At 27.4% G+C, this 22,853-nt stretch carries 18 protein-coding genes and 1 other annotated feature; of the genes, 5 read left to right on the forward strand and 13 right to left on the reverse strand.

Annotation, left to right across the window (positions count from 1 at the left end):
* From H9660_RS09800 to H9660_RS09810, 3 genes are all read left to right on the forward strand, one after another.
* On the forward strand, positions 1-211 hold a 211-nt coding region (locus H9660_RS09800), incomplete at its 5' end, for a DUF5685 family protein (RefSeq protein WP_243190642.1).
* Positions 211-825: a J domain-containing protein gene (locus tag H9660_RS09805; RefSeq protein WP_191750201.1), complete on the forward strand. Its 615-nt coding sequence runs from the start codon at positions 211-213 to the stop codon at positions 823-825. The genes H9660_RS09800 and H9660_RS09805, both read left to right, overlap by 1 nt.
* A 23-nt stretch (positions 826-848) precedes the next feature.
* A complete protein-coding gene (locus tag H9660_RS09810) occupies positions 849-1,343 on the forward strand; it encodes a hypothetical protein (RefSeq protein ID WP_191750202.1) in 495 nt (164 codons plus the stop codon).
* Positions 1,344-1,368: 25 nt separating this feature from the next.
* On the opposite strand, the gene H9660_RS09815 is transcribed toward H9660_RS09810, so the two are convergent.
* From H9660_RS09815 to H9660_RS09830, 4 genes are all read right to left on the reverse strand, one after another.
* Positions 1,369-1,578 (reverse strand): hypothetical protein, encoded by a 210-nt coding sequence (locus H9660_RS09815; protein WP_191750203.1) that lies wholly within the window; start codon positions 1,576-1,578, stop codon positions 1,369-1,371.
* Between the two features lie 32 nt (positions 1,579-1,610).
* On the reverse strand, positions 1,611-2,981 hold the full coding sequence (locus H9660_RS09820; protein WP_191750204.1) for an MATE family efflux transporter: 1,371 nt from the start codon (positions 2,979-2,981) through the stop codon (positions 1,611-1,613).
* Between the two features lie 128 nt (positions 2,982-3,109).
* Positions 3,110-3,472 (reverse strand): YccF domain-containing protein, encoded by a 363-nt coding sequence (locus tag H9660_RS09825; RefSeq protein WP_191750205.1) that lies wholly within the window; start codon positions 3,470-3,472, stop codon positions 3,110-3,112.
* 29 nt (positions 3,473-3,501) lie between these two features.
* Positions 3,502-3,870, reverse strand: coding sequence for a CoA-binding protein (locus tag H9660_RS09830; RefSeq protein WP_191750206.1), 369 nt, complete (start codon positions 3,868-3,870; stop codon positions 3,502-3,504).
* Between the two features lie 868 nt (positions 3,871-4,738).
* Positions 4,739-4,941: a binding site (T-box leader), on the forward strand.
* A 61-nt stretch (positions 4,942-5,002) separates the two neighbouring features.
* Here H9660_RS09830 and leuS point away from each other — a divergent pair.
* On the forward strand, positions 5,003-7,453 hold the full coding sequence (gene leuS / locus H9660_RS09835; protein WP_191750207.1) for a leucine--tRNA ligase: 2,451 nt from the start codon (positions 5,003-5,005) through the stop codon (positions 7,451-7,453).
* Positions 7,454-7,604: 151 nt separating this feature from the next.
* On the opposite strand, the gene H9660_RS09840 is transcribed toward leuS, so the two are convergent.
* The 3 genes from H9660_RS09840 to H9660_RS09850 all read right to left on the reverse strand — a co-directional run bounded on the left by H9660_RS09840 (position 7,605) and on the right by H9660_RS09850 (position 13,280).
* The gene (locus H9660_RS09840; protein WP_191750208.1) at positions 7,605-11,597 is read right to left on the reverse strand and encodes a discoidin domain-containing protein; all 3,993 of its coding nucleotides are present in this window, start codon (positions 11,595-11,597) and stop codon (positions 7,605-7,607) included.
* A 346-nt stretch (positions 11,598-11,943) separates the two neighbouring features.
* Positions 11,944-12,507, reverse strand: coding sequence for a TVP38/TMEM64 family protein (locus H9660_RS09845; protein WP_191750209.1), 564 nt, complete (start codon positions 12,505-12,507; stop codon positions 11,944-11,946).
* 29 nt (positions 12,508-12,536) lie between these two features.
* Positions 12,537-13,280, reverse strand: coding sequence for a hypothetical protein (locus H9660_RS09850; protein WP_191750210.1), 744 nt, complete (start codon positions 13,278-13,280; stop codon positions 12,537-12,539).
* A 184-nt stretch (positions 13,281-13,464) separates the two neighbouring features.
* Here H9660_RS09850 and H9660_RS09855 point away from each other — a divergent pair, with 184 nt between their 5' ends.
* The gene (locus H9660_RS09855; RefSeq protein WP_191750211.1) at positions 13,465-13,794 is read left to right on the forward strand and encodes a HesB-like protein; all 330 of its coding nucleotides are present in this window, start codon (positions 13,465-13,467) and stop codon (positions 13,792-13,794) included.
* A gap of 99 nt (positions 13,795-13,893) precedes the next feature.
* Here the strand turns inward: H9660_RS09855 and H9660_RS09860 are convergent, their stop codons facing one another.
* The 6 genes from H9660_RS09860 to H9660_RS09885 all read right to left on the reverse strand — a co-directional run bounded on the left by H9660_RS09860 (position 13,894) and on the right by H9660_RS09885 (position 22,601).
* A complete protein-coding gene (locus tag H9660_RS09860) occupies positions 13,894-14,763 on the reverse strand; it encodes a methionyl aminopeptidase (protein WP_191750212.1) in 870 nt (289 codons plus the stop codon).
* 182 nt (positions 14,764-14,945) lie between these two features.
* Entirely contained in the window at positions 14,946-15,593 is a 648-nt protein-coding gene (locus H9660_RS09865) for a hypothetical protein (protein ID WP_191750213.1), read from the reverse strand.
* Between the two features lie 131 nt (positions 15,594-15,724).
* Complete coding sequence (locus tag H9660_RS09870) at positions 15,725-17,677, reverse strand: beta-galactosidase (protein WP_191750214.1); 1,953 nt, start codon at positions 17,675-17,677, stop codon at positions 15,725-15,727.
* A 32-nt stretch (positions 17,678-17,709) separates the two neighbouring features.
* Positions 17,710-19,092: a melibiose:sodium transporter MelB gene (melB, locus tag H9660_RS09875; RefSeq protein ID WP_191750215.1), complete on the reverse strand. Its 1,383-nt coding sequence runs from the start codon at positions 19,090-19,092 to the stop codon at positions 17,710-17,712.
* 313 nt (positions 19,093-19,405) lie between these two features.
* Positions 19,406-21,490, reverse strand: coding sequence for an alpha-galactosidase (locus tag H9660_RS09880; RefSeq protein ID WP_191750216.1), 2,085 nt, complete (start codon positions 21,488-21,490; stop codon positions 19,406-19,408).
* A gap of 97 nt (positions 21,491-21,587) precedes the next feature.
* Positions 21,588-22,601, reverse strand: coding sequence for a LacI family DNA-binding transcriptional regulator (locus H9660_RS09885; RefSeq protein WP_191750217.1), 1,014 nt, complete (start codon positions 22,599-22,601; stop codon positions 21,588-21,590).
* Between the last annotated feature and the right edge of the window lie 252 nt (positions 22,602-22,853).

Here is a 22,853-nt window from a genome sequence, read left to right on the forward strand (position 1 = left end):
TAATAAATCTTATGAGAAACTACTAATATTAATTAAAGATAGATTAGAATTTAATATACTTAACTGTTCTTATAATTGTAAGGAGATTTTATCTATATTACCTTTAAAAAGAAATGAAGATATTTTAAAAAATATTTTAGAACTAGGTATGATGGATAAATATCTAAGTATATTAAACAATACTAGAGAAGATAAAAGGAGTGGAAAATAATGAATCCATATGAAGTTTTAGGACTAAAACCCGGTGCAAGTCAAGAAGAAATAAAAAAAGCTTATAGAAATTTAATTAAACAATATCATCCTGATCAATATGGTGATAATCCTTTAAAAGATTTAGCTGAAGAAAAAATGAGAGAAATAAATACAGCCTATGATATGTTAACAAAAAACTCTGGTAATTCATATAATAATGCTTATAGTAATTCAAATACTAATAATTATTCTAATAACTCCAACGACGCACATATTTTATATGAAATTAGAAGATTAATTGAAAGTAAAAATTTCGCTGAGGCTGAAAGAAGATTAAATTCAATTCAAAATAGAAATGCAGAGTGGAATTTTTTATATGGAATTATTTTAACAAATAAAGGTTGGTTTGATGCTGGACTTAACCATATACAAAAAGCTGTAAATATGGATCCTAATAATTTCGAATATAGACAAACTTTAAACTCTTTACATCAAAGAGCTGCATCTTATAGTGGTAATTACTACAGAACGACTGGCAATTCTTCTGCAAATGCATGTGATTGTTGTATGAATCTTTGGTGTTTAGATACTATGTGCGAATGTATGGGCGGTGACCTTATAGGTTGTTGTTAATAAAATAGTGGTGGTGTTTTTATATGAAAGCTAAAGAAATTACTTTAAGTGCCCTATTAACCGCACTTACAATTATTATTTTATATTTGAATTTACTATTGCCAATAAGCACTATTAGCATTCTTACATTGGCCTCTCTCTTAATCCCAATAGCTTTAATAAGGGGCTCAATGAAAAGCGCTATTTTAGTATATATATCTTCATCAATTATAGGATTATTTTTGCTTCCTATTAATATAATCATTCTATATATACTTTTTTTCGGTATTTATGGTCTAGTAAAATACTTTATTGAAAAATTTAATAATATGCCTTTAGAAATATTATTAAAAATAATATTTTTTAATATAATTTTGTTTATCTCTTTCTTCGTATTTAAGTCATTTATTGCAATAGAAATAACAAAACTTCCTATAGGAATCTTTTGGATAATAGCACAAATAGTTTTTTTAGTTTTTGATTATGCACTAAGTTTACTTATAACTTTTTATATAGAAAAAATACACAAAAAAATATAAAGATTGCAAAGCAATCTTTATATTTTTATTCCAATATTGAAAATATTATTTCTAATGTTCCTTCAAATATAAATCCAAGTAATTCTAAAAAGGATTTTTTAAATTTAGAGTTTTTTCTATTGTTTTTAGGCTCATTATTATATTTAGATCTACTTTCAGGATTTGAATTATAGTAATAAGCTTCCTCATAATTTTTTATTTCTCTAAAAATAATTTTATTTTCATTCCTCTCCAAAAAAATCTCTCCCCAACATTATTTCTTTTAAATTATATTTTTTTATTATTTTCATTAAAAGTTCTTTTATAGAATATTGTAAATACAATTACTGTTGTTAATGCTGCCGTTATATCAGATATAGGTTCTGCAGCCAAAACTGCCGCTAATTTATTTTCTGAAGCAACTAGCATAGGTAAAATAAATATTAATGGAACAAGTAAAACTATTTTTCTTAATAAAGCCATAAATAATGATATTTTTGCTTGGCCTAGTGCTAAGAAAGTTTGTTGGCAAGCAATTTGAGCTCCAAAAATAATTATTCCCCCAAAGAATATCTTCATACTCCAAGAAGTTATTTCAACAAGTTCTGGTTTATTATTAAATATGCCTACAAAGAATTCTGGAAATAGCATTAATGCTCCCCACATAGCAACTGTATAAATTAAACATGATATTAAAAGTAACTTAAAAGTCTTTTTAACTCTATCTATATTCTTAGCTCCAAAATTATAACTAATTATTGGTTGCGCTCCTTGAGATAAACCTAAAAGAGGTAAAGTTACAATTTGCATTATGCTGCTCATTATAGTCATAGCTCCTACGGCTAAGTCTCCTCCATACATTGAAAGCTTATTGTTTAAGCTTATTAGCACTATACTTTCAGTTGCTTGCATTATAAATGGTGATACTCCCAATGCTGTTATAGGTAATAAAACATTTAATTTAGGAGATAAGTATTCTTTTCTTATTTTTAATATACTTTTTTTACCAAAAAGAAATGCTAATACCCAAATTGCTGATACAAATTGCGATAATATAGTTGCCAAGGCTGCTCCTTTTACTCCTAAATTAAAAGTAAATATAAAAATAGGGTCTAAAACTATATTTATAATTGCCCCAATAAGAACTGTAAACATACCTATTTTAGCAAACCCTTGAGTATTTATAAAGGAATTCATACCTAATGCAATTTGAACAAACACAGTTCCAAATAAATATATAGTTAAATAATCACTAGCATATCCTATAGTTGCATCACTTGCTCCAAAAGCCCATAATATGTTTTCTTTAAAAATTAAAAATACTATTGTGCATACAACTCCAATTATTACAAGGGTGGAAAAACTATTGCTTATAATTTTTTCTGCTCCATCATTATCCTTTTTCCCCATTTTTATTGCTGCAAGAGGTGATCCCCCCATTCCAATAAGAGCTGAAAATGCTGAAATAATCATTATTATTGGAAATGCTACTCCTACTCCAGCCATTGCAATATCTCCATTTGCCATTCTTCCAATAAATATTCTATCAACAATGTTATATAGTACATTAACAAGTTGAGCAATAATTGCTGGAAGAGCTAAACTTAATAATAGTTTCCCTACCGAATCTTCTCCCAGTCTATTTTTAGCTTTAGTCATAGATCATTCTCTCCTTTTTTATTATCTATCTTTTGTAAAAGTTCTGTATTTACCAAACTTATACATTCTAGAATATAATACTACTAAAAAAAGAACTATTAAACTTCTTTTACAAAAATTTTTAAATTTTATACTACTTCTTTTCCAAAAGGCATCAGTGATAATTTAGCTAATTTTAAAGATTGCATAGCAAAAGGAATTCCTACAATTGTTATACATAAGAAAAATGCACTTATTAAATTAGCTATACATAGCTCAATACCACCAAATATTATCCAAAGTATATTAAAAAATAAATTTACACTACTATCATTTGTAGTTACTACCTCTTTTCCAAAAGGTGCAAATTGTAATCTAGCCATTTTAAAACACTGTATTCCTATTGGAATCCCAACTATAGTTATACTCCAAAGACATCCAATTACAAACCATGCTAAAGCATTAAAAAAACCACCAAATATTATCCAAATAATATTGCCTAAACAGGACATAAAATTCCTCCTATAATATTGATTAAAATTTATAAACTTCTTAACTGAACTAGCGCACAATTTTCTATGGCGTTTATTCCATTATCCTTACAATATTTCAATATTTCTTCACTTTCTGCACCTGGTTGAATTAAAACATTTTTAATTCCAATCTCCTTAGCTTCTTTTAAATATTCAATTCCTAATTTTGAGTTTATACATAAATCAATTGCATTTATTTTATATGGAACTTCCTTTAAAGATTTGTAAACACCTTCACCACCTTTTGGGTGAATTCCTACAACTAAATAGCCTTTTTCCTTAAACTTTTTTAAAATTTTAGCAGCATATTTTTCTTTATTATTTACATCCCCAATTACAACCCAATTGCTTTTAACTATTAATTCGTTAATATCCATTTCTAACCTCCTATATTTTTCCCTTTATATACTACTATATACAATTATAAAAATTTCATCAATAAGAATAGAGATAAACATTGTATTCCTTGCTCCGTCGCATGCGCTCCAAGTCGCCGTCATACAATGTTTATCTCTTTACAAACTAAAGGTAATAATTACTCACTTCGTTCGTAATTATGAAATTTTTGACATAGTAATTTCTATTTTCCTACTAATTAAATATATTATATTAACTTTCCTTGTCCGTCGCATGCGCTCCAAGTCAACCTCTTACAATGTTTATCTCTTTACAAACTGAAGGTAATAATTACTCTCTTCGTTCATAATTATGAATTTATTTACACAGTAACATTTTATTGTTAAGTCTAACATAAAAGTCTTTGTATTAATTTTTATTGTACCTAAAATATATTTGCTAGACTAAGCTTTAAATTTATTCTAGATCACTCTTTGTTATTGCTATTGATGGATAGTTTGAAAGCGTTGTTAAATCGATGTCCAACGGAACACTATAAATCATATAGTAATTATCAGTATTTATATCTTTCTATTAATTTTCAAATTAAACTTAGGCTGAGTTACATATTCTAAATATTGCACATTTCCATCGTAGTCTAGATATGATTGATACCGTTGACGAATGCTAGGTGATGTGATCATATCTAGAACTTTATCTTTTTTTATCCAAATTGATTTAAAACAGAACACCAAACTAAATATTGATAATAGCTAAATTCATTCGTAATTATGAAATTCTTTTTCTTTATACTACTTTTATAATTTGTAATAAGCAATATTTAATCACTTACTAGATGTTGACTTATAATATAATAAAATATATAATTTAATATATTAAAATTATATATTTATTGCTATGATTAGGAGTAGTATTATAAATCTTATACTTAAGAGAGCTGTTGGTTGCTGTGAAACAGTGTATAAATTATAAGAACTTGCCTATGAGCTTACTTGTCAAAAGCAAGTACGGGATAACCCGTTATAATTTCGAGTGAGAAAATTTTATTTTCTAATAAGAGTGGTACCGCGAATATATCCTTCGTCTCTTAAATGAGATTAAGGATTTTTTTATATTCTTTTTTACTATCGTTATTTTATAGGAGGATTAATTATGGCTAAATACGGAACTTCCATTGATAAAAAATGGCAAGATAAATGGGAAGAAACTAATCTTTATAAATTCGACCCAAATAAAGAAGGAGAAAAATTATACGTTCTAGAAATGTTTTCATACCCTTCAGGAAGCCAATTACATGCTGGACACTGGTTTAACTACGGTCCTGTTGATTCATGGGCTAGAATGAAGAGAATGCAAGGATATAATGTATTTCAACCTATGGGTTTTGATGCTTTTGGACTTCCTGCTGAAAACTTTGCAATAAAAACTGGAATTCATCCAAAGGATTCAACAGATAAAAACATTGAAACTATGGAAAAGCAATTAAGAGCTATGGGTGCTATGTTTAACTGGGAAAATGAAGTTATAACTTGTAACCCTGATTATTATAAATGGACTCAATGGGTATTCTTAAAACTTTATGAAAAAGGATTATCTTACAGAAAGAAAGCACCTGTAAACTGGTGTCCTTCTTGTAATACAGTTTTAGCTAATGAGCAAGTTGTTGAAGGACTTTGTGAAAGATGTTCAACAGAGGTTACTAAAAAGGACTTAACTCAATGGTTCTTAAAAATTACTGATTACGCAGATGAACTATTAGAAAAACTTGATACATTAGATTGGCCTGAAAAAACAGTAGCTATGCAAAAACACTGGATAGGAAAATCGACTGGTGCTGAAGTTACTTTTAAAGTTAAAAATTCAGATGTTAAATTTGATGTATTTACAACTAGAGTAGATACTTTAAACGGAGTAACTTATGTCGTTTTAGCTCCTGAAAATCCATTAGTTGATGAAATTACTACTCCTGAATATAAAGAAGCAGTTGAAAACTATAAAGAAGAAGCTAAAAAGCAATCTGATATAGAAAGACAATCTTTATCTAGAGAAAAAACTGGTGTATTTACTGGATCTTACGCAATTAACCCTATAAATAATAAAGAAGTTCCTGTATGGGTTGGTGATTATGTTTTATCAACTTATGGAACTGGTGCTGTTATGGCTGTTCCTGCTCATGATGAAAGAGACTTCGCTTTTGCAACTAAGTTTAACCTTCCTATAGAAAGAGTTATAACTAGCAAAAATGGTGAAGAAACTAATTTACCATATTGCGAATACGGTAAATTAGTTAACTCTGGTGAATTTGATGGATTAACTACAGAAGAAGCTAAGGAAAAAATAGTTGAAAAACTATCTTCAATGGGCTTAGGTTCTTCAAAAGTTAATTACAGATTAAGAGATTGGCTTGTATCTAGACAAAGATATTGGGGAGCTCCAATTCCTATAGTTCATTGTGAAGATTGTGGAACTGTTGCAGTACCTGAAAGTCAGTTACCAGTAGAACTTCCATACAACGTTGAATTTGCTCCAGACGGAAAATCACCACTTGCTAAATGTGAGGAATTTATAAATACAACTTGTCCAAAATGTGGAAAGCCTGCTAAGAGAGAAGCTGATACTTTAGATACTTTCGTTTGTTCTTCTTGGTATCAGTTAAGATATCCTGATAGCAATAACACAGAAAAAGCTTTTGATAAAGATATAGTAAATAAAATGCTTCCAGTAGATAAGTATGTTGGTGGACCTGAACATGCTTGTATGCACTTATTATATGCTAGATTTATAACTAAAGCTTTAAGAGATATGGGATACTTAGATTTTGATGAACCATTTAAATCATTAACTCACCAAGGCTTAATTTTAGGACCTGATGGATTAAAAATGAGTAAATCAAAAGGAAATACTATTTCTCCTAATGATTATATTTCTGAATATGGATCAGATGTATTTAGAATGTATCTAATGTTTGGATTTGCCTATGTTGAAGGTGGAGCATGGAGTGATGATGGACTTAAATCTGTTGCTAGATTCGTTGATAGAATTGAAAGATATCTAGAAATAGCTAGAGAAGCAATAGAAAAAGGTGAAAATAATAAAACTACTGTTGATAAAGCAGAAAAAGAATTAAACTTCTGGTTACACAATGCAATTAAAGGTGTTACTGAAGATGCCGATAAAATGCAATTTAACACTGCTATTGCAAGAATGATGGAATTTGTAAATGCTTTATCTAAGTACCTACAAGAAGATATTAAAAACTTAGATTTCTTAAAGAAGTCTTGTATTGATTTCTTAAAGATTTTAGCACCATTTGCTCCTCATTTTGCTGAAGAACAATGGAGTTTATTAGGACTTGATTACTCAATATTTAACCATTCTTGGCCAGAATTTGATTCTAAAGCTTTAGTTAAAGATGAAGTTGAAATTGCAATCCAAGTTAATGGAAAAATTAAGGCTAAAATAAATGTTCCAACTGATTTAGATGAAGAAGGAATTAAATCTGCTTCATTAGCTAATGAAAATATTATAGCTGCAACTGAAGGTAAAAATATAGTTAAGGTTATAGTTATCAAAGGAAGATTAGTAAATGTAGTAGTAAAATAGCTTAAAGAAATATATTAATATTTACTTTTTTTATAAACTCAAAGTAATCACAATAATATATTTGCTCTTCCCAAGCTAAAATAAAAAGGCACATATGTGCCTTTTTTATTATGTGTTAAATCCCAAGTAAAATATTATAGACTATAATTTATTAATTTTTAGTAATATCTAAAATAATATTAGTAATAATATTTATTTCATATTCATTTACTATTCCATCACCATTTAAATCATAACTACTCTTATTTTTTCCATAATATTTTGATGCAACAGCTAAATCTCTTAAATCAACAACACCATCCTTATTAAAATCAGGACTATTAACTATAACTTCATTACTAATTGTTTCACCTAAAACTTTTAATTCTATAATTGAATATCCTCCACTTATTCCTCTTCTGACACCTTGGAATTTTACATATCTTGCTTCTTTCATATTAAATGATATATTATTTTTTACTTGTTTATTGTTATTAATATATCCAACTTCTTCAAAATCAATACCATCTATAGAAGTTAGAATTTTATACTCACTAGGAGCATTCTCAAATAAAATTTCTACTTCATTTATATTTTTTACATCTTTTAGATCCACTAACAACCATGAATTATCATTATTACCTGATACCCACTTAGATTCATTATTTCTTGAATTTCCATCAATAGCTTTCCATTCTTTTGTATATAAATAAGCATTAGATGATGAATAAGCATCAGATCCACAAGCAAAATTAATTCTATATTCTTTTTCTCCTGCTATCCATTCATCAGGCATAACAGTATTATAGATTTGTATATTATCCATTTCTCCAGTAAGATTTTCTCCAATCTTTTCTAATGGCAATACAAAAGTTGTATATAAATCTTGTCCTGATATTATGCTATTGTCATGTGCTCTATACGAATATAGTTGCTCTATAAATTCTCCATCTGCATATAGAGATAGAGCTTGGAATGTTCCGATAATTGTTATATTGCTCCATTCTCCTTTTTTTAATTTATAATTAAAATTTTGTTCATAAAAACTTCTTCTTATTGCTATTGTACCATCCTCTTTAATTTTAAGATCACCATCAGCTCCTGAGAATAAATTCATTTCATTTCCAATATCATCAGCCTTAATATCAAAAGAAGCAGTATAAGGATATGAAATTGACTTTAATGGTGTTTCTAAGATAGTTTCTCCATTAAACTTAAGAGTTTTTGTACTTTCCATATTTATAAATTCAGGGTTTTTGATAGTAGCATTATATTTATTTGAGCTTGAGTCATTAGCATTACTATTTTCAAAATCATATTTTAATACTAGTTCAGTATCACTTTCAACCTCTCTTCCTACTGTGGTATTAGGTCCTTCTTTCAAATCATTAAACGTCTTCATAAATTCTAAATAATCTTTATCACTCTTTGTTCCACTCCAAGTCTTTTCACTTAATGTTGCAACTGCTGGTAGTAATCTTTCATGCAAATCTGCTTCTACTATACCTTCCATAGATTCATCACCCCATATTGCCATCTTTCCTCCTAATAATTGAGGTTCACCAATTGATAATGTTACTCCACCAAACATATTAGGCTCCCAATTATTATAAATATTTTGGGTATCCATAAAATCTTTATGCCATCTTGAAGGTGTTATATAAGTATAAGGTTGAGGAACATTTACTAAATCATAACCTTCTTTTATTCTTGCAACAGGATCTTCCCAACCTGTATTCCATACATCTATTACAGTCCCTTCTGGAAGCATAGTTGTTCCAGAGTACGGCTTTAAAGATCCCCAAACTCTTGGAGTTTTCCCCTTTTCAATAACATAATTACATAAATCTGCCGCATACTGTCTAAATTTATCTCCAACACTCGTGTCATACTCATCTATTCCTAAATGAACTGTATTGCCTGAAAACACAGGATCTTCTCCATCTATAAATTCATCTAATAATCCTTTTATAAGTGTTTTACCTAATGAATTATCTATATCTATATGATCAAACCAATATTTAGTAGAATGAATAGGTGTTCCTTTATCTTTCATATATTGTGTAAATGTCAATGAATGTGCTGGAGAATCTATTTCAGGTATAACTTCCATTCCATAATCATTTGCTATAGATTCTAGATTTCTATATTCATCTTGAGTATAATAAGGATCATTTAAATCATTATTATTCGGCTTTAATCCTGGATGATTTTTACTTTCTAGTCTAAAAGCATCATAAACATTATCCCAACTATCTGGATTAGTATAATCTCCATCTGCCCATTGATTATCATTTAAATGGAGATGGAATTCATTTAACTTATACCAAGATAAAATTTTAGCATAATCTCTTACAAAATCCATACTCATAGGCATTCTAGCTACATCTAGCATAACACCCCTTATTTCATATTTAGGATAATCTCTAATTACACCACAAGGTATAGTATTATTCTCTGAATCCTGCCATAATATTTGTAATAACGTTATAGTTCCATAAAGTGAACCTGTATAAGTAGGAGCTTTTATCTTTATACTGTCATTAACAGTGGTAAAATAGCCTTCCTTCCCTAAATTATATATATCTTCTATTAAAGATTCTATATATATATCTCCTGGTTTAATTTCTTCTTCATTTCCATTAATAATTTCTAATTTATATCCTAGGAAATCATTTAAATCTTCATTAAATAATTTTGCTACCTTATTTAAATCAACATTATTTATATCATTCAATATAATTCTTGAAGAATTAGTTAAAGTAAAACTTCCATTTAAACCATACCACTCTTGTAACCTAGGTATTACCGATGGCTCTGTATTAGGATTACTAACATTATTAAATATATCAGGATATAAAGACGATTTTCCCGGAACTACTACATTTATATTTTTAGTAGCATTATTACTTTCATCATTCTCCTTATAAACTTCTAATAAAACTGATACTGTTCTATCATTAATATTATATTTTGTTATCTTACCTTCTCTATCTATTATATTTTCAAATTCAGTTCCCCTAACTCTAATTTTAAACCCTTTTGGTACTTCTGGTAATGATATAGCTGTATCATTAATATCTACTTTTGGTAATGAATCTATTGAACCTATAACTTGTGCACATGTTAAATTCGTTTCAGGAACAACCTTTTCTCTTCCCATTACCTCTACTTCCCTTATAGAAACATTATTAAATGCATTTGCATTTCTTTCCGTTATAAATATTCGCAAGAACTTAGTTTTTTTACTTTCATCAAATTTTATATTATCTACCTTATCTAATTCATTACTAGCAGGATGAGTTATATTTTTTAAATCCTCCCACGCTTCCCCATCATTTGATATTTGTATAGTATAGTTTTCGGCATACGCCTTTTTATACCAATATATATTTACACTATCAATTTCAACTTCATTATTAAAATTAATAACTACCCAATGTCTATCTTGTTCGGTTGGTTCCACAGGCATAGTTGGACTTGCCCATCTTGAATCATCACCTGTCTTATCTCCATCTACAACTTTATCGCCAGTCCATTTATTACCATTATTTTCTACTGCTGATACAGATATAGACTTTCCTTGTGCTACATTTCCTTCTTGCATTTCATAACCAATAACTTCAAACTCTCTTATACTAACTGAAGTCCATTGATTTCTTTTAGTTATTAATACTCTAATATATCTTGTAGATACATTATTTAAAGGTATATTGTTTACTAAATTTTTATTACTGTCTTCCTTGCCTGCTGGATTAGTAATAGTAGTTATATCATCCCAATTAATTTTGTCATTAGATTTTTGAATTTTAAATTCCGTTCCATAAGCCCAATTGTGCCAACGTATATTAACTTTTTCTATTGTATATTCTTTTTCTAAATCAACATATAACCATTGACTACTTGAATCAGTAACTTCTGCACTAGACCATCTTGAATTATCGTCTGTATAATTACCATCTACAGCTTTATCTCCCGTCCATATTGAACTTTCAACTCCAGATACTTCTATCTTTTTTCCTATAGCAATATTATTTTCAATAGTATTAGTTTCTGCACTTACATTTTTTATAGTACCTGCAGGAAAAAAAGCTGAAATACTATTTAAGAAAAATATAAAAACTAATATTTTAGAAACTTTCTTTAATTTTCTTAATTTTAACATTTATTATCCCCCCCAAATCCCAAACTTAAATCTTGTTATTCAACTAATAAATATTTTCTATTTATTCTATAATATTTATAAGGTAATCACTCTCCTTCCACTTCAGTCTAAAAAATTAATTTTAAAATACTATAAAATTAATATCTTTATCTTTTTTAATTCTTTACATTTTTATATATTGAGTACCTTTTAAAATTATATGTAAAATAGAATTATTAAATGACACTATATAAATTTTTATAATAATTATCAAGAATATTATGTAGTGAGTGTAAAATTTGCATATAAAAACACTCTTGTTATTAGAGAAATAATATTATTTCTCTAATAACAAGAGTGTTATAAATTAAACTTTTCCTACAGTTGATTTTCTTAACGTAAAATACAATAAAACTATTGCAATTATCGTTATAACTAATCTTATATAGTTTTGTTCTATATTTATTAAATCATAACTAACTAAAGCTTCAAGAGCTATAGATGGTATCTTACCAAGAAATGTAGCTATATTAAAAGTTAATCCATTAACATTACTAAGGGCTGCTGCTAAAGTAACAAAACCTGATGGTATAAAGGGTATTAGTCTTCCTTCAAATATTAAAAAACCAATTCTTTTTCCTTCACTTTCTACTATTGATTTTAATAAGTTATGGTTATTTTTAACATTTTCCACACTCTTTTTAAAACCTAGTCTATATACTATAAATGTTATATATCCTCCTATAGTTTCACCTAATAATGATATTATAAAACCTAAAATAGGTCCAAAAAAAATTATATTCGCACCAGTTACAAATACAGATGGTACTACACCTACTAACGCAATTATAATGTTTATTATCAGAGAAATAGGGATTGATATAGTACTATATTCTTGAAATAAATTTATTATATTATCTAAATTAAACATATAACTACTAAAATAACCTTCTCCTAAATTTAATCATCTAATAAAACTTTTAATCCGCTTAATACATTACTCACCAATTTTTCATCTAATTGCTTATAATACTTTAATAATCCTGCTTCCTGCAATGACGTAAACATTTTTTTACTAACTTCCATCCAAGTCTCTGGTATATAAACCCAAACTATTTCTTCATATCTACAACTTAATAAGAAATGTTCCATTCCCCAAAAGAAATATTCATTAATATTATGTAGAGTATTAAATTTTTTATAATCCTCTACTACTCTATAATCTAATTTGTATTCATAAATATCTACAAAGAAGTAATCAAAATTCTCTCTTTTTGCTTCAAAGGCATCTTTATTAATTATTTTTATTTTACTATTATTTTTAAAATTTAAATAATACAAATCTATAACATCTTTTTCAATTTCATAAACTATTACTTCATCCACTTCAGGCTTTTTAGCTAATTCTTGTACTACAAATCCAAGTCCTAACCCTACTACTCCAACTTTACCTTTTGCATATTTAATAAACATATATGAACTTTCAATTTCTATTGGTGAAATTCTCATCCAAACATTATTAGGACCATGTAACTCTATAACACTCGTGTTAATTTTCCCTCTTTTTTTATACATATACCCATCTATATATTCACTATTATTATTGATTTTTTTTATTTCAAAATTTCCAATCCTATCTAAGGATATTAAATTATTATATTCTTCAATTTTTTTCTTTAAATAAAGTTCATCATAAGGTTTCAAAATAAAACATCCCTTCTACATACGTATAATCTAGCTATAATAACTATTATATTTATGTAAGACAGTAAAAACAATAATTATTTATTAAAAATCCCTATAATTTGTATTAAAAAACTCTTGATATTTAATTTTACTATGTTATACTAGTGATATAAATTATCATTTAGAAATAGAAGGTGTAAATATGGATAAAATTTTAATAAGCGAAGAAGCATACAAAGAATTCAAAGAATTTTTAGACGAAAATGAAGTTGATAACTACAGCATAAGAATTAACTTAGCTGGATTTGGTTGTAGCGGTCCTGCTTTTAATATATCAGTTGATGAAGCAAAAGAAGGAGACGTTACTCATAAAGTAAATGACATAACTTTTGTTGTAGAAGAAAAGTTAGTAGATGAATTCGGTGGATTTAAACTACTTTCAACTGAAGAAAACGAAGGAAGAGGTTTATCTTTAAAACCTGTTATCGAAGTAGAAGGCGGATGTGGATCTTGCGGTGGCGGATGTCACTAATCTTAATTTAGTAAAAAATTCTTATAATATAAAAGCTGTATCTTTTTGATACAGCTTTTATTTTTTCTTCTTATAAACTTTTATATTTATATATTAATTTTACCAAGAAATTATTTCAGCACCATCTTCAGTAACTAAAACTGTATATTCCCATTGAGCAGAATATCCACCATCTTCAGTAAATACTGTCCATTCATCATCTTCATCTACAAATACTTCATAATCTCCTTGGTTTATCATAGGCTCAATAGTAAATATCATTCCTGGAACTAATACCATTCCTTCGCCCTTATTCCCAACATGAGCTACAAATGGATCTTCATGAAATTTTATACCTACTCCATGACCACCAAAGGCTCTAACAACAGAAAATCCATTTGCTTCAGCATGTTCTTGAACTGCTGCACCAATGTCACCTAAAAATCCCCATGGCTTTACAGCCTCTAATCCTTTATCTAAGCATTCCTTAGCTACTCTAACAAGCTTTGCATCCTCTTCATTTACATTACCTATCATAAACATTCTAGATGCATCTGAGTAATATCCATTATATATAGTAGAAACATCTACATTAACAATATCTCCATCCACTAAAATAGTATCTTCACTTGGTATTCCATGACAAACAACATCATTTATAGATACACAAACACTTTTAGGAAATCCACCATAATTTAAAGGTGCTGGTATCGCCCCACTATTAACAGTAAAATCATGAACTAATTTATTGATTTCTTCTGTATTCATTCCTACCTTAATTTTTTCTTGTACTAAATCTAATACTGCATTATTAATCTTAGCACTTTCTTTTATACCTTCAATTTGTTCTTTATTCTTTATCATATCTCTTGTTGGTACTTCATAACCTTTGGCTTTTAAATTCTCAATTTTCTCATCAAATTCTAAATGACACTTCTTATATTTTTTGCCACTATTACACCAACATTGATCATTCCTATTTAAATTCATATTTTACCTCCTTAATACTATTAATGACTAAATTTTATTAAATAGTATCTTTTCTTATATTTATTATATATTAAATATATCACAACTAAAGTAAAAAAAGTTCTTTATGTAATTAAAAATATAAAAAAACTCCATGAGGAGTTTTTCTAAATCATATTTATTCTTTTTTACACATAAAATAATTATTTAATTGTGAATTCATAATCTGAGTATGGCTCTATAGTCAAATTAATTCCTTTTAATGTATCAATCCAATAATGCTTTTTAATATACATTACTTCCTTTTTATCTATATTTTTTATTTTTTCTTCATTAAATTTCTTATAAAAATCATTTAATTCCTTTGACATATTGTATATGGCTGAAAAATTATTTAATACTTCATCACTTAAAATCATTTTATCATTATAATTTTTCATTTCAAAATTTAAGTATTCAAATAATAAACTTTCTATTCTTGTATAAACCTCACTAGGCACTTCATCAGATACTTTATTTTTTCTATTTATAGATATTATTTGCTCTTTTCCATAATCTCTATAGTTTACCCACAAATTAGTGTATTCATCTGATATTGTAGTAAAATTTTTATATAAGGCCAATAATTCTTCATTACTAATACTTTTAGATTTTAAGCATTGATCTAATGTAGCTAAAACACTTTCATTTCTATTTCTAATTTCCTCAACACTTTTATAAGTTTCCTTACCTATTAACAACTTATAACGTGAATTCATTATCGAAGTGTAAACGTTTATAAGTAAGCTAGCTAACAAGACAAAAACAATTAACATAACGCTATTATTTTTACTTATTTTATAATATTTCATAAAACACCCCCACATGATTTATATTATATCATAAAACATCCCACTTTTCCAGTATTGCTATTTTACTTAAAATTCACGAAATATAAAAACTCTAAGTTTCAACGTTTTAACTTAGAGTTTTCATATTTATTTTATTTTTTTATTATTTTACTTTCATAAGGATTTAATCTAACTTCATTAAAGCTTTTAATATCTGATGTATGATTAATAACAAAATAGTATTCTTCAGTATTAACCATTCTCTTAACAACTTCAACTCCACTTTCTGATTCTATACTTTCTATATTAGCTTCTTTAATAATCTTACTCATCAATAAGTCCATAAGATTATTATCCACACCAGTTCCTATATAATAAGCTTCTCCCTTACCAAATTTATTTAAAGTTATAGCTGATAAATCATTATAAAATTCATCATTATACTTAAATAGACTTTCTGCTGTAGTAGTTTTTAACATATCTCTAAATACTGTTCCACTACCTTCTATTCCATTAAACTCATTCACACCCTTAAGCTTAACAAATTGTCCTTCTTGAAGAGATTCTATTTCTTCAACAAACCCACCTATTAAGTCAGTATAAAAACTTGGATTAAATTGTCCTAAAGTTAGATTATTATAATAATCTTTAATAGCAGTTCTAAAAGTAAATACTACTTTACCGCCATTCTTAACAAATTCTCTAATTTTCTCTTGAACTTCATTTTTAAATACTATCATAGTTGGTATTAATAAAACTTTATACATACTAAAATCTACATATGATGGTATTACGTCAATATTTACATTTTTCTCATAAAAAGGTCTATATAATCTATAAACTTCTTGCTTATAATCCATTAAGAAACTTTGTCTTTGAATTCTAAAGGATGCCATTGACTCATAATCATAAATTACTGCCACTTCTGATTTTATTTCACTATTTATTACCTCTTCATTTTGTTTCATATCGTTAAAGAAGCTTTGAACTTCATAAAACTTTCTTCTTTTTTGGTTATCTTGATCTATTATCCCATAACAATATTGTTCGGCGCCCTTAGTTGCCCCTCTATATCTAAAGTACATAAGTGAATTACATCCATGTGCCATAGCTTGATACGACCACATTTTAGCTTGATTTGGTCTTGGAAGATATCCAATTACATCATGCCCTTGTGCTCCCATTATAGCTTCTGTAATCCAAAAGTTTTGTCTTTTTGCACCTCTCATAAAATCTAACCCACAAGCTATTTCATGAGGTGGTATAGGCTCTTTTTGCCCTCCCCATACAGGATAATTATTATATGCTACAACATCTATATGTTGTGCAACTTTCGAAAAATCAAAACTCTTATCAAAATATCCTCCAGAAAAATCATGAATTATAACAGATTTTTCTCCTAATATATCTTTTAAAAGATCAACTTGAAATTTAGCATAATTTTCTACACTTAAACTTCTAAATCTTTCCCATTCCATTCTTAAACTTGGATTATGTGTAGTAATTGTTTTTGCTGGAATTGGAATTTCATCAAACTCATTGTAAGTTTGTGACCAAAATATAGTTCCCCATGTTTCATTAAGCTTATTTATATCATTATTATAAACTTCCCTTAAGTATTTTCTAAAACTTTCTTTACATTCATTACAAAAACATATATCACTACCTTCATGGCCAAACTCATTATCTATTTGCCATGCAACTATAGCTTCTTCATTTTTAAAATGATTTGCAAGTTCTCTTATTATTTTTTCAGTATATTTATAATAAGTTTTACTATTAAAACAATATTGTCTTCTACCACCAAAAACTCTCTTAGTATTATCTTCAAACTCTCCTAATACATCTGGATGTTTTTTTGCAAGCCATGCCGGCATAGTTGCTGTAGGAGTTCCAAATATTACTTTTAGTCCTTTTTTCTTAGCTTCATTTATAATATTATCAAAATAAGAAAAATCAAAAACCCCTTCTTCCCTCTCCATCATATGCCATGCAAATTCGCCAATTCTTATAACATTGCTTCCAAGTTCCACTATATTATTTAAATCTTCTTCTAACATTTCACTTTTCCAGTGCTCTGGATAATAATCAACACCTAAGTACATTCTACCTCATCCTTTTTTATAAATTACTCTTATTAGGCAGTCATATTTTCTCTTGCTCTAATATTATTTAATTCTTTAACTATATTTTCTTGATATTCACCATGTAACTTATATCCTTTAGAATATATAACAAATCCTAATATTGTTATTATTGCAGGTATTACTACCATAAGCATTCTTAATCCTAATATTGTTCCTGCTGTTTGTGTTACATTTGGTACATATCCAACTATTGTTAAGCCCACTCCAATTAACCATCCTGATACAGCTGATGCCGTCTTAACTAATAATGTTTGGAATGAAGCTAATATACTTTCATTTCTTGATCCAAATCTTACTTCACCATAGTCTATAACATCTGCAAGCATAACAGTTGTAGCTCCTAATGTAAATCCTGATCCTAATTTAACTACTATTCCTGATACAGCCACAAGAATTGCATTTGCTGGAGCAATTATTCCTGCTAGTAATAGCATTATTAATCCTGCCGCTGGTAAATAACATGCTAGTCTAAATACACCTTTTTTACTCATATTCTTAGATAATATAGGGAAGAACATAAGTCCACCTATTTCTGCTAACGATGCAAAAGCTGTATAAACTGGATATAAGTTTTCATTACCTGTTACATATTTAAAGTAATAAATTGAAGCTCCACCTGATAATTGTGCAAATAAGTTATAAGCTAATACTACTCCTATAAATACCATAAGTTGATCATTTTCTTTTATAATTTTGAAAGCTTTTTTAATGCTTGTTTTATCTTCTTTTTTACTATTAGTAGTAGTAGTTTGAGAACTACTATCTTTAACATTAACAACTGTTATTATAGTTGTTATAACAAATACTATAGCTATTGCTAGTGCAAAAAATTCATATCCCTTAGTTTGATTTCCATTCCCTAATTTATTTACAATTGCTAGTCCAAAAGTTCCAACTATTAACCATGCAGAACTTGCAAATATTCTTGGTATAACTGACATTTGATCTCTTTCTTCTTTAGTCTTTGATAAAGAAGGTAACATTGACCAATAAGGTATATCCATTACTGTATAAGACATTCCCCATAAAATATACATTGCTGAATAATAAATATGTAATGCTGTTCCTTCTAATCCTGCAGGTTTCTTAAATAAAAACACTAATATAACTGCATTGATTATTGTTCCAATTAAAATCCATGGTCTAAATTTTCCCCATCTAGTTCTAGTGTTATCAACAACCATTCCCATCATTGGATCATTAAGTGCATCCCATAATCTAGCTACTAAAAATAATCCTCCAACAAATGCTGGTGCTAATCCAATAGAATCTGTAAAATAAATCATTAAATAACTAGATACTATTGCGTAACATAAATCCTTTCCTAATGCTCCAAGTCCAAAAGAATACTTTTCTTTAAACGATAGTCCCATAAATATCTTCCTTCCGTTAATCCATATATTTTTTCATAAGTTTTGAAACTGTTTTCAAACTTTCTACCTATATATTACCACTTTTGAAAACGTTATTCAAGTATTTTACTGTAAAATTTTATTTTATTTTACTAATATTTTTACTATAAATTTTTATTTTATTCCATTCAAAAGTTTTTTAGTAAATTTTACATAAACCCTAAAAATATTGATATATTAACATTTATTATACTTTTCTAAAGAATAAAAATAGGAAACACTCTCTATTTTACTAGAGAACATTTCCTACTTATATTTTTCTTTTAAGTTAATATTATCTTACTATTTTATTTATTTTTATTATTCTACTATCATAATCTCCAAATAATTTAAAATCTATACCATGATTCATTAAATATTTACCTGATTTAATTATTTGTTTTTCTTCAAGTTTTAGAATATAATTACTATCTTCCTCAAGTCCTCTAAGTCTTATAGTTACACCTCTATGTCCAATTTCACTTTGAGGTAAGAATACAAATAACAGAGACTCATCTTCTTTATTATATTGATATATGCTATATCTATTTTTAGATGAATTTTCTAATCTATAAAAATCTCCTTCTTGGATTATATGTCTTATTTGTTTATATTCATTTATTAATTCCTTAGATAAATTAATATCTTCATCTGTAAATTTTAATATGTTACAACCAATTCCTAAAGTTCCCATCATAGCACTGTGATATCTAAATTTCATCGGTATTACTCTTCTTGATAGGAAGTTTGGACAATCAGTTACCCAAGCTCTCATGGCTTTTATTGGATATATATATGAATAACTATCTTGTATAGCTAATCTATCATATGCATCTGTATTATCGCTTGTCCAAAAATCATCAAATATACCTAAAATACCATAATCTATTCTTCCACCACCTGATGCACAAGCTTCAAAAAGTACATTTGGATGCTTAATTTTAAGTTCCTTTACAATATCATAAATAGCTTCTATATGTTTATACCAAATATCTTTTTTTACTGAAGATTGTGATATTGGTCTATTAGCATCCCATTTTATATAATCAATATCGTATGTTGTTAACAATTCATCTAACATATTATATATAAATTCTTTAACTTCTTTTTTTGTTACATCTAATACATATTGTCCTCTAGATGTATCACTTTCTCTTGTATCAAAATGATATATCCAATCTGGATTCTTTTTATATAACTCAGCTTTTGGATTTACCATTTCAGGCTCTACCCAAATTCCAAACATCATTCCCATCTCTTTGACTTCTTTTATAAGTGGATTTAACCCTTCTGGGAACTTCTCTTTGTTTACATACCAATCTCCAAGACCATTATCTATTCCGTGTCTTTCTCCAAACCAACCATCATCTACAACAAAAAGTTCTGCTCCAATTTCTTTTGCTTTTCTAGCAAGTTTTATTTGTTCATCACAGCTTACTTTAAATTCTGTTGCTTCCCAAGAATTATATAAAACTGGTCTTAATCCTTTTCTTAATACATTATCCTTTGCAAATTTATGAAGATTATGAGTCATTGTTTCAAAACCACCATTAGTATATCCACTTAAAATTGATGGAGCTACAAATTCCTCTCCAGGCTCAAGATTTAATTTAAAGTCATGAGAATTTATTCCAAGTTGCACTAAAGTTTCTCCATATTGTGTTTGCTCAATTACTCCACTAAAATTTCCACTTAATTTCAGTGCTCCAAAAAATACCTCTCCACTTGTTTCTGTTGCATCCCTATCTAATATAAAATATGGATTATGATTATGGGTTGATATTCCTCTTCTATTTTCTATTACTATCTTTCCATAATTAACTTTTTGAACAAATCTTTGCTGTTCAGCTCCCCAATGTCCATGAACATTTGAAAAATTCAAATCTTCATATGGTATATGAAACTGTCCACTATGTATTTTCTCAATCTCAATAATATCATTAGACATATTTTTCAAACTTACATATCTTTCAATTAAATCATATTCTTCATATATTTTATAGTGAAGATTTATATAAAAGTCATAATTGTCATCTTTCAATTTTATTATTAATTCTTCTATCTTCTTTTCTTTTATAATTTCATAATCTTGATATTTATAAACTATTTCTCTAGTTTTATCACTAAAGGTAGCCTTTAAGCAATGCTCTTTATATCTTAAACTTCCATACACAGGAAATTCTTCCTTGGTTATTTCAAATACAGGATCATTTGTAGAAACCTCAGTTAAAATTGGCATTTCAAAATCTTCAATAGATTCTATTTTACTTCCCCAATATAAATGTCTTACTAATCCTAAATTATCAATTCCAAAAGCATAACTATTATTTTTGCTTTGTAATAAAAAAATCTTTTTATCTTTATTTACTATGATACTCATATACCCACATCCTTAATTATTTTAGATAACGTTTACTAAAACAATTATATAATTATTTTAGTAAAAAATCAAATAATTTTACTAAAATAATTTCATTTTAAATTTTCATTACACTATTTCTTAATATAAATTCGCTTGGTATTATTATTTTTTTAGCATAATTTCTATTATTAAGTCTTTCTAAAATTAATTCTATAGCTACTTCACCTAAATGCTCTATATGTACTCTTATAGCAGTCAATGGAGGATTTGTATATTGTGATAACACAGTATCGTTAAACCCTATTATACTAACTTCATTTGGAACATTAATTTTCTTTTCTCTAAGTCCTTTAATTACCCCACTTGCTATAGCATCATTTGCAGTAAAAAAAGCTGTTGGCATAGTCTTTTGGTTATTTATATATTCCACTATAGCTTTATAGCCACCTTCTGCAGTCATCTCACTATTTATTACATAATCATCATTATATATTTCCTTATCCTTCATATATTCAATAAAGAACTTTAATCTATCATCTTTAGTAGGTATTTTATTATCTCCTAAAGTAAACTCTTCACCTATAAATCCAATCTCTTTATGTCCAAGTTCTATAAAATAATCTAATCCTTGCTTTACTCCTAGCTCATAATTAATTTTAACACTATCATAAAGTTCATCGTTTGGAGAGGAATCTATAAATACTATTTTAGAAGTTCTCTCGGATAAATTTAAAACTTCTTCTTCTGAAAACTTGCCAATAGCGATTATACCTTCTAATTCAGCATCTTCAAGTATTTCATAGCTATTATCCTCTTTAAAAAGTTTTACAAGTCTTATATTATTTTCAAAAGCCTTCTTTTCAACAATACTTTTTAAAAATAAATAATACGGATCTTGTAACTGCTTAACTACATCATACATTTCAACAATCCCTATTATATGTATTTTCTTATTTGATATTTTACCTCTTCTTTGTTTTGCTGTTTTATAATTTAATTCAGCTGCTACTTTTAAGATTTGTTCTTTTGTTTCATCTGAAACTAAAAGCCCACTATCATTATTTAATACTCTAGATACAGTCGCTAATGATACACCTACCTTATCACCAATTTGCTTTAATGTAGCCATTATTTCACCTCATTAATATTTTTTAAACTAATACTTAAACTCTACTTATATTATAAATACTAATAAACTACTATTAATTTAAATAAAAGTAAACCTTTTACTTATTATATATCTTATAATTCATATTTTCAAATTAATATATTATTTAAAACTTTTTATGATTATTTTATTAATTCAAAGTAATATATACGGTTAAAATTTATAATAAAAAAGAGAAAAACATTATATAATTTCATATAAATAGAAAAAGCG

This window comes from Clostridium gallinarum, assembly GCF_014836325.1.
Taxonomy (GTDB): domain Bacteria; phylum Bacillota; class Clostridia; order Clostridiales; family Clostridiaceae; genus Clostridium; species Clostridium gallinarum.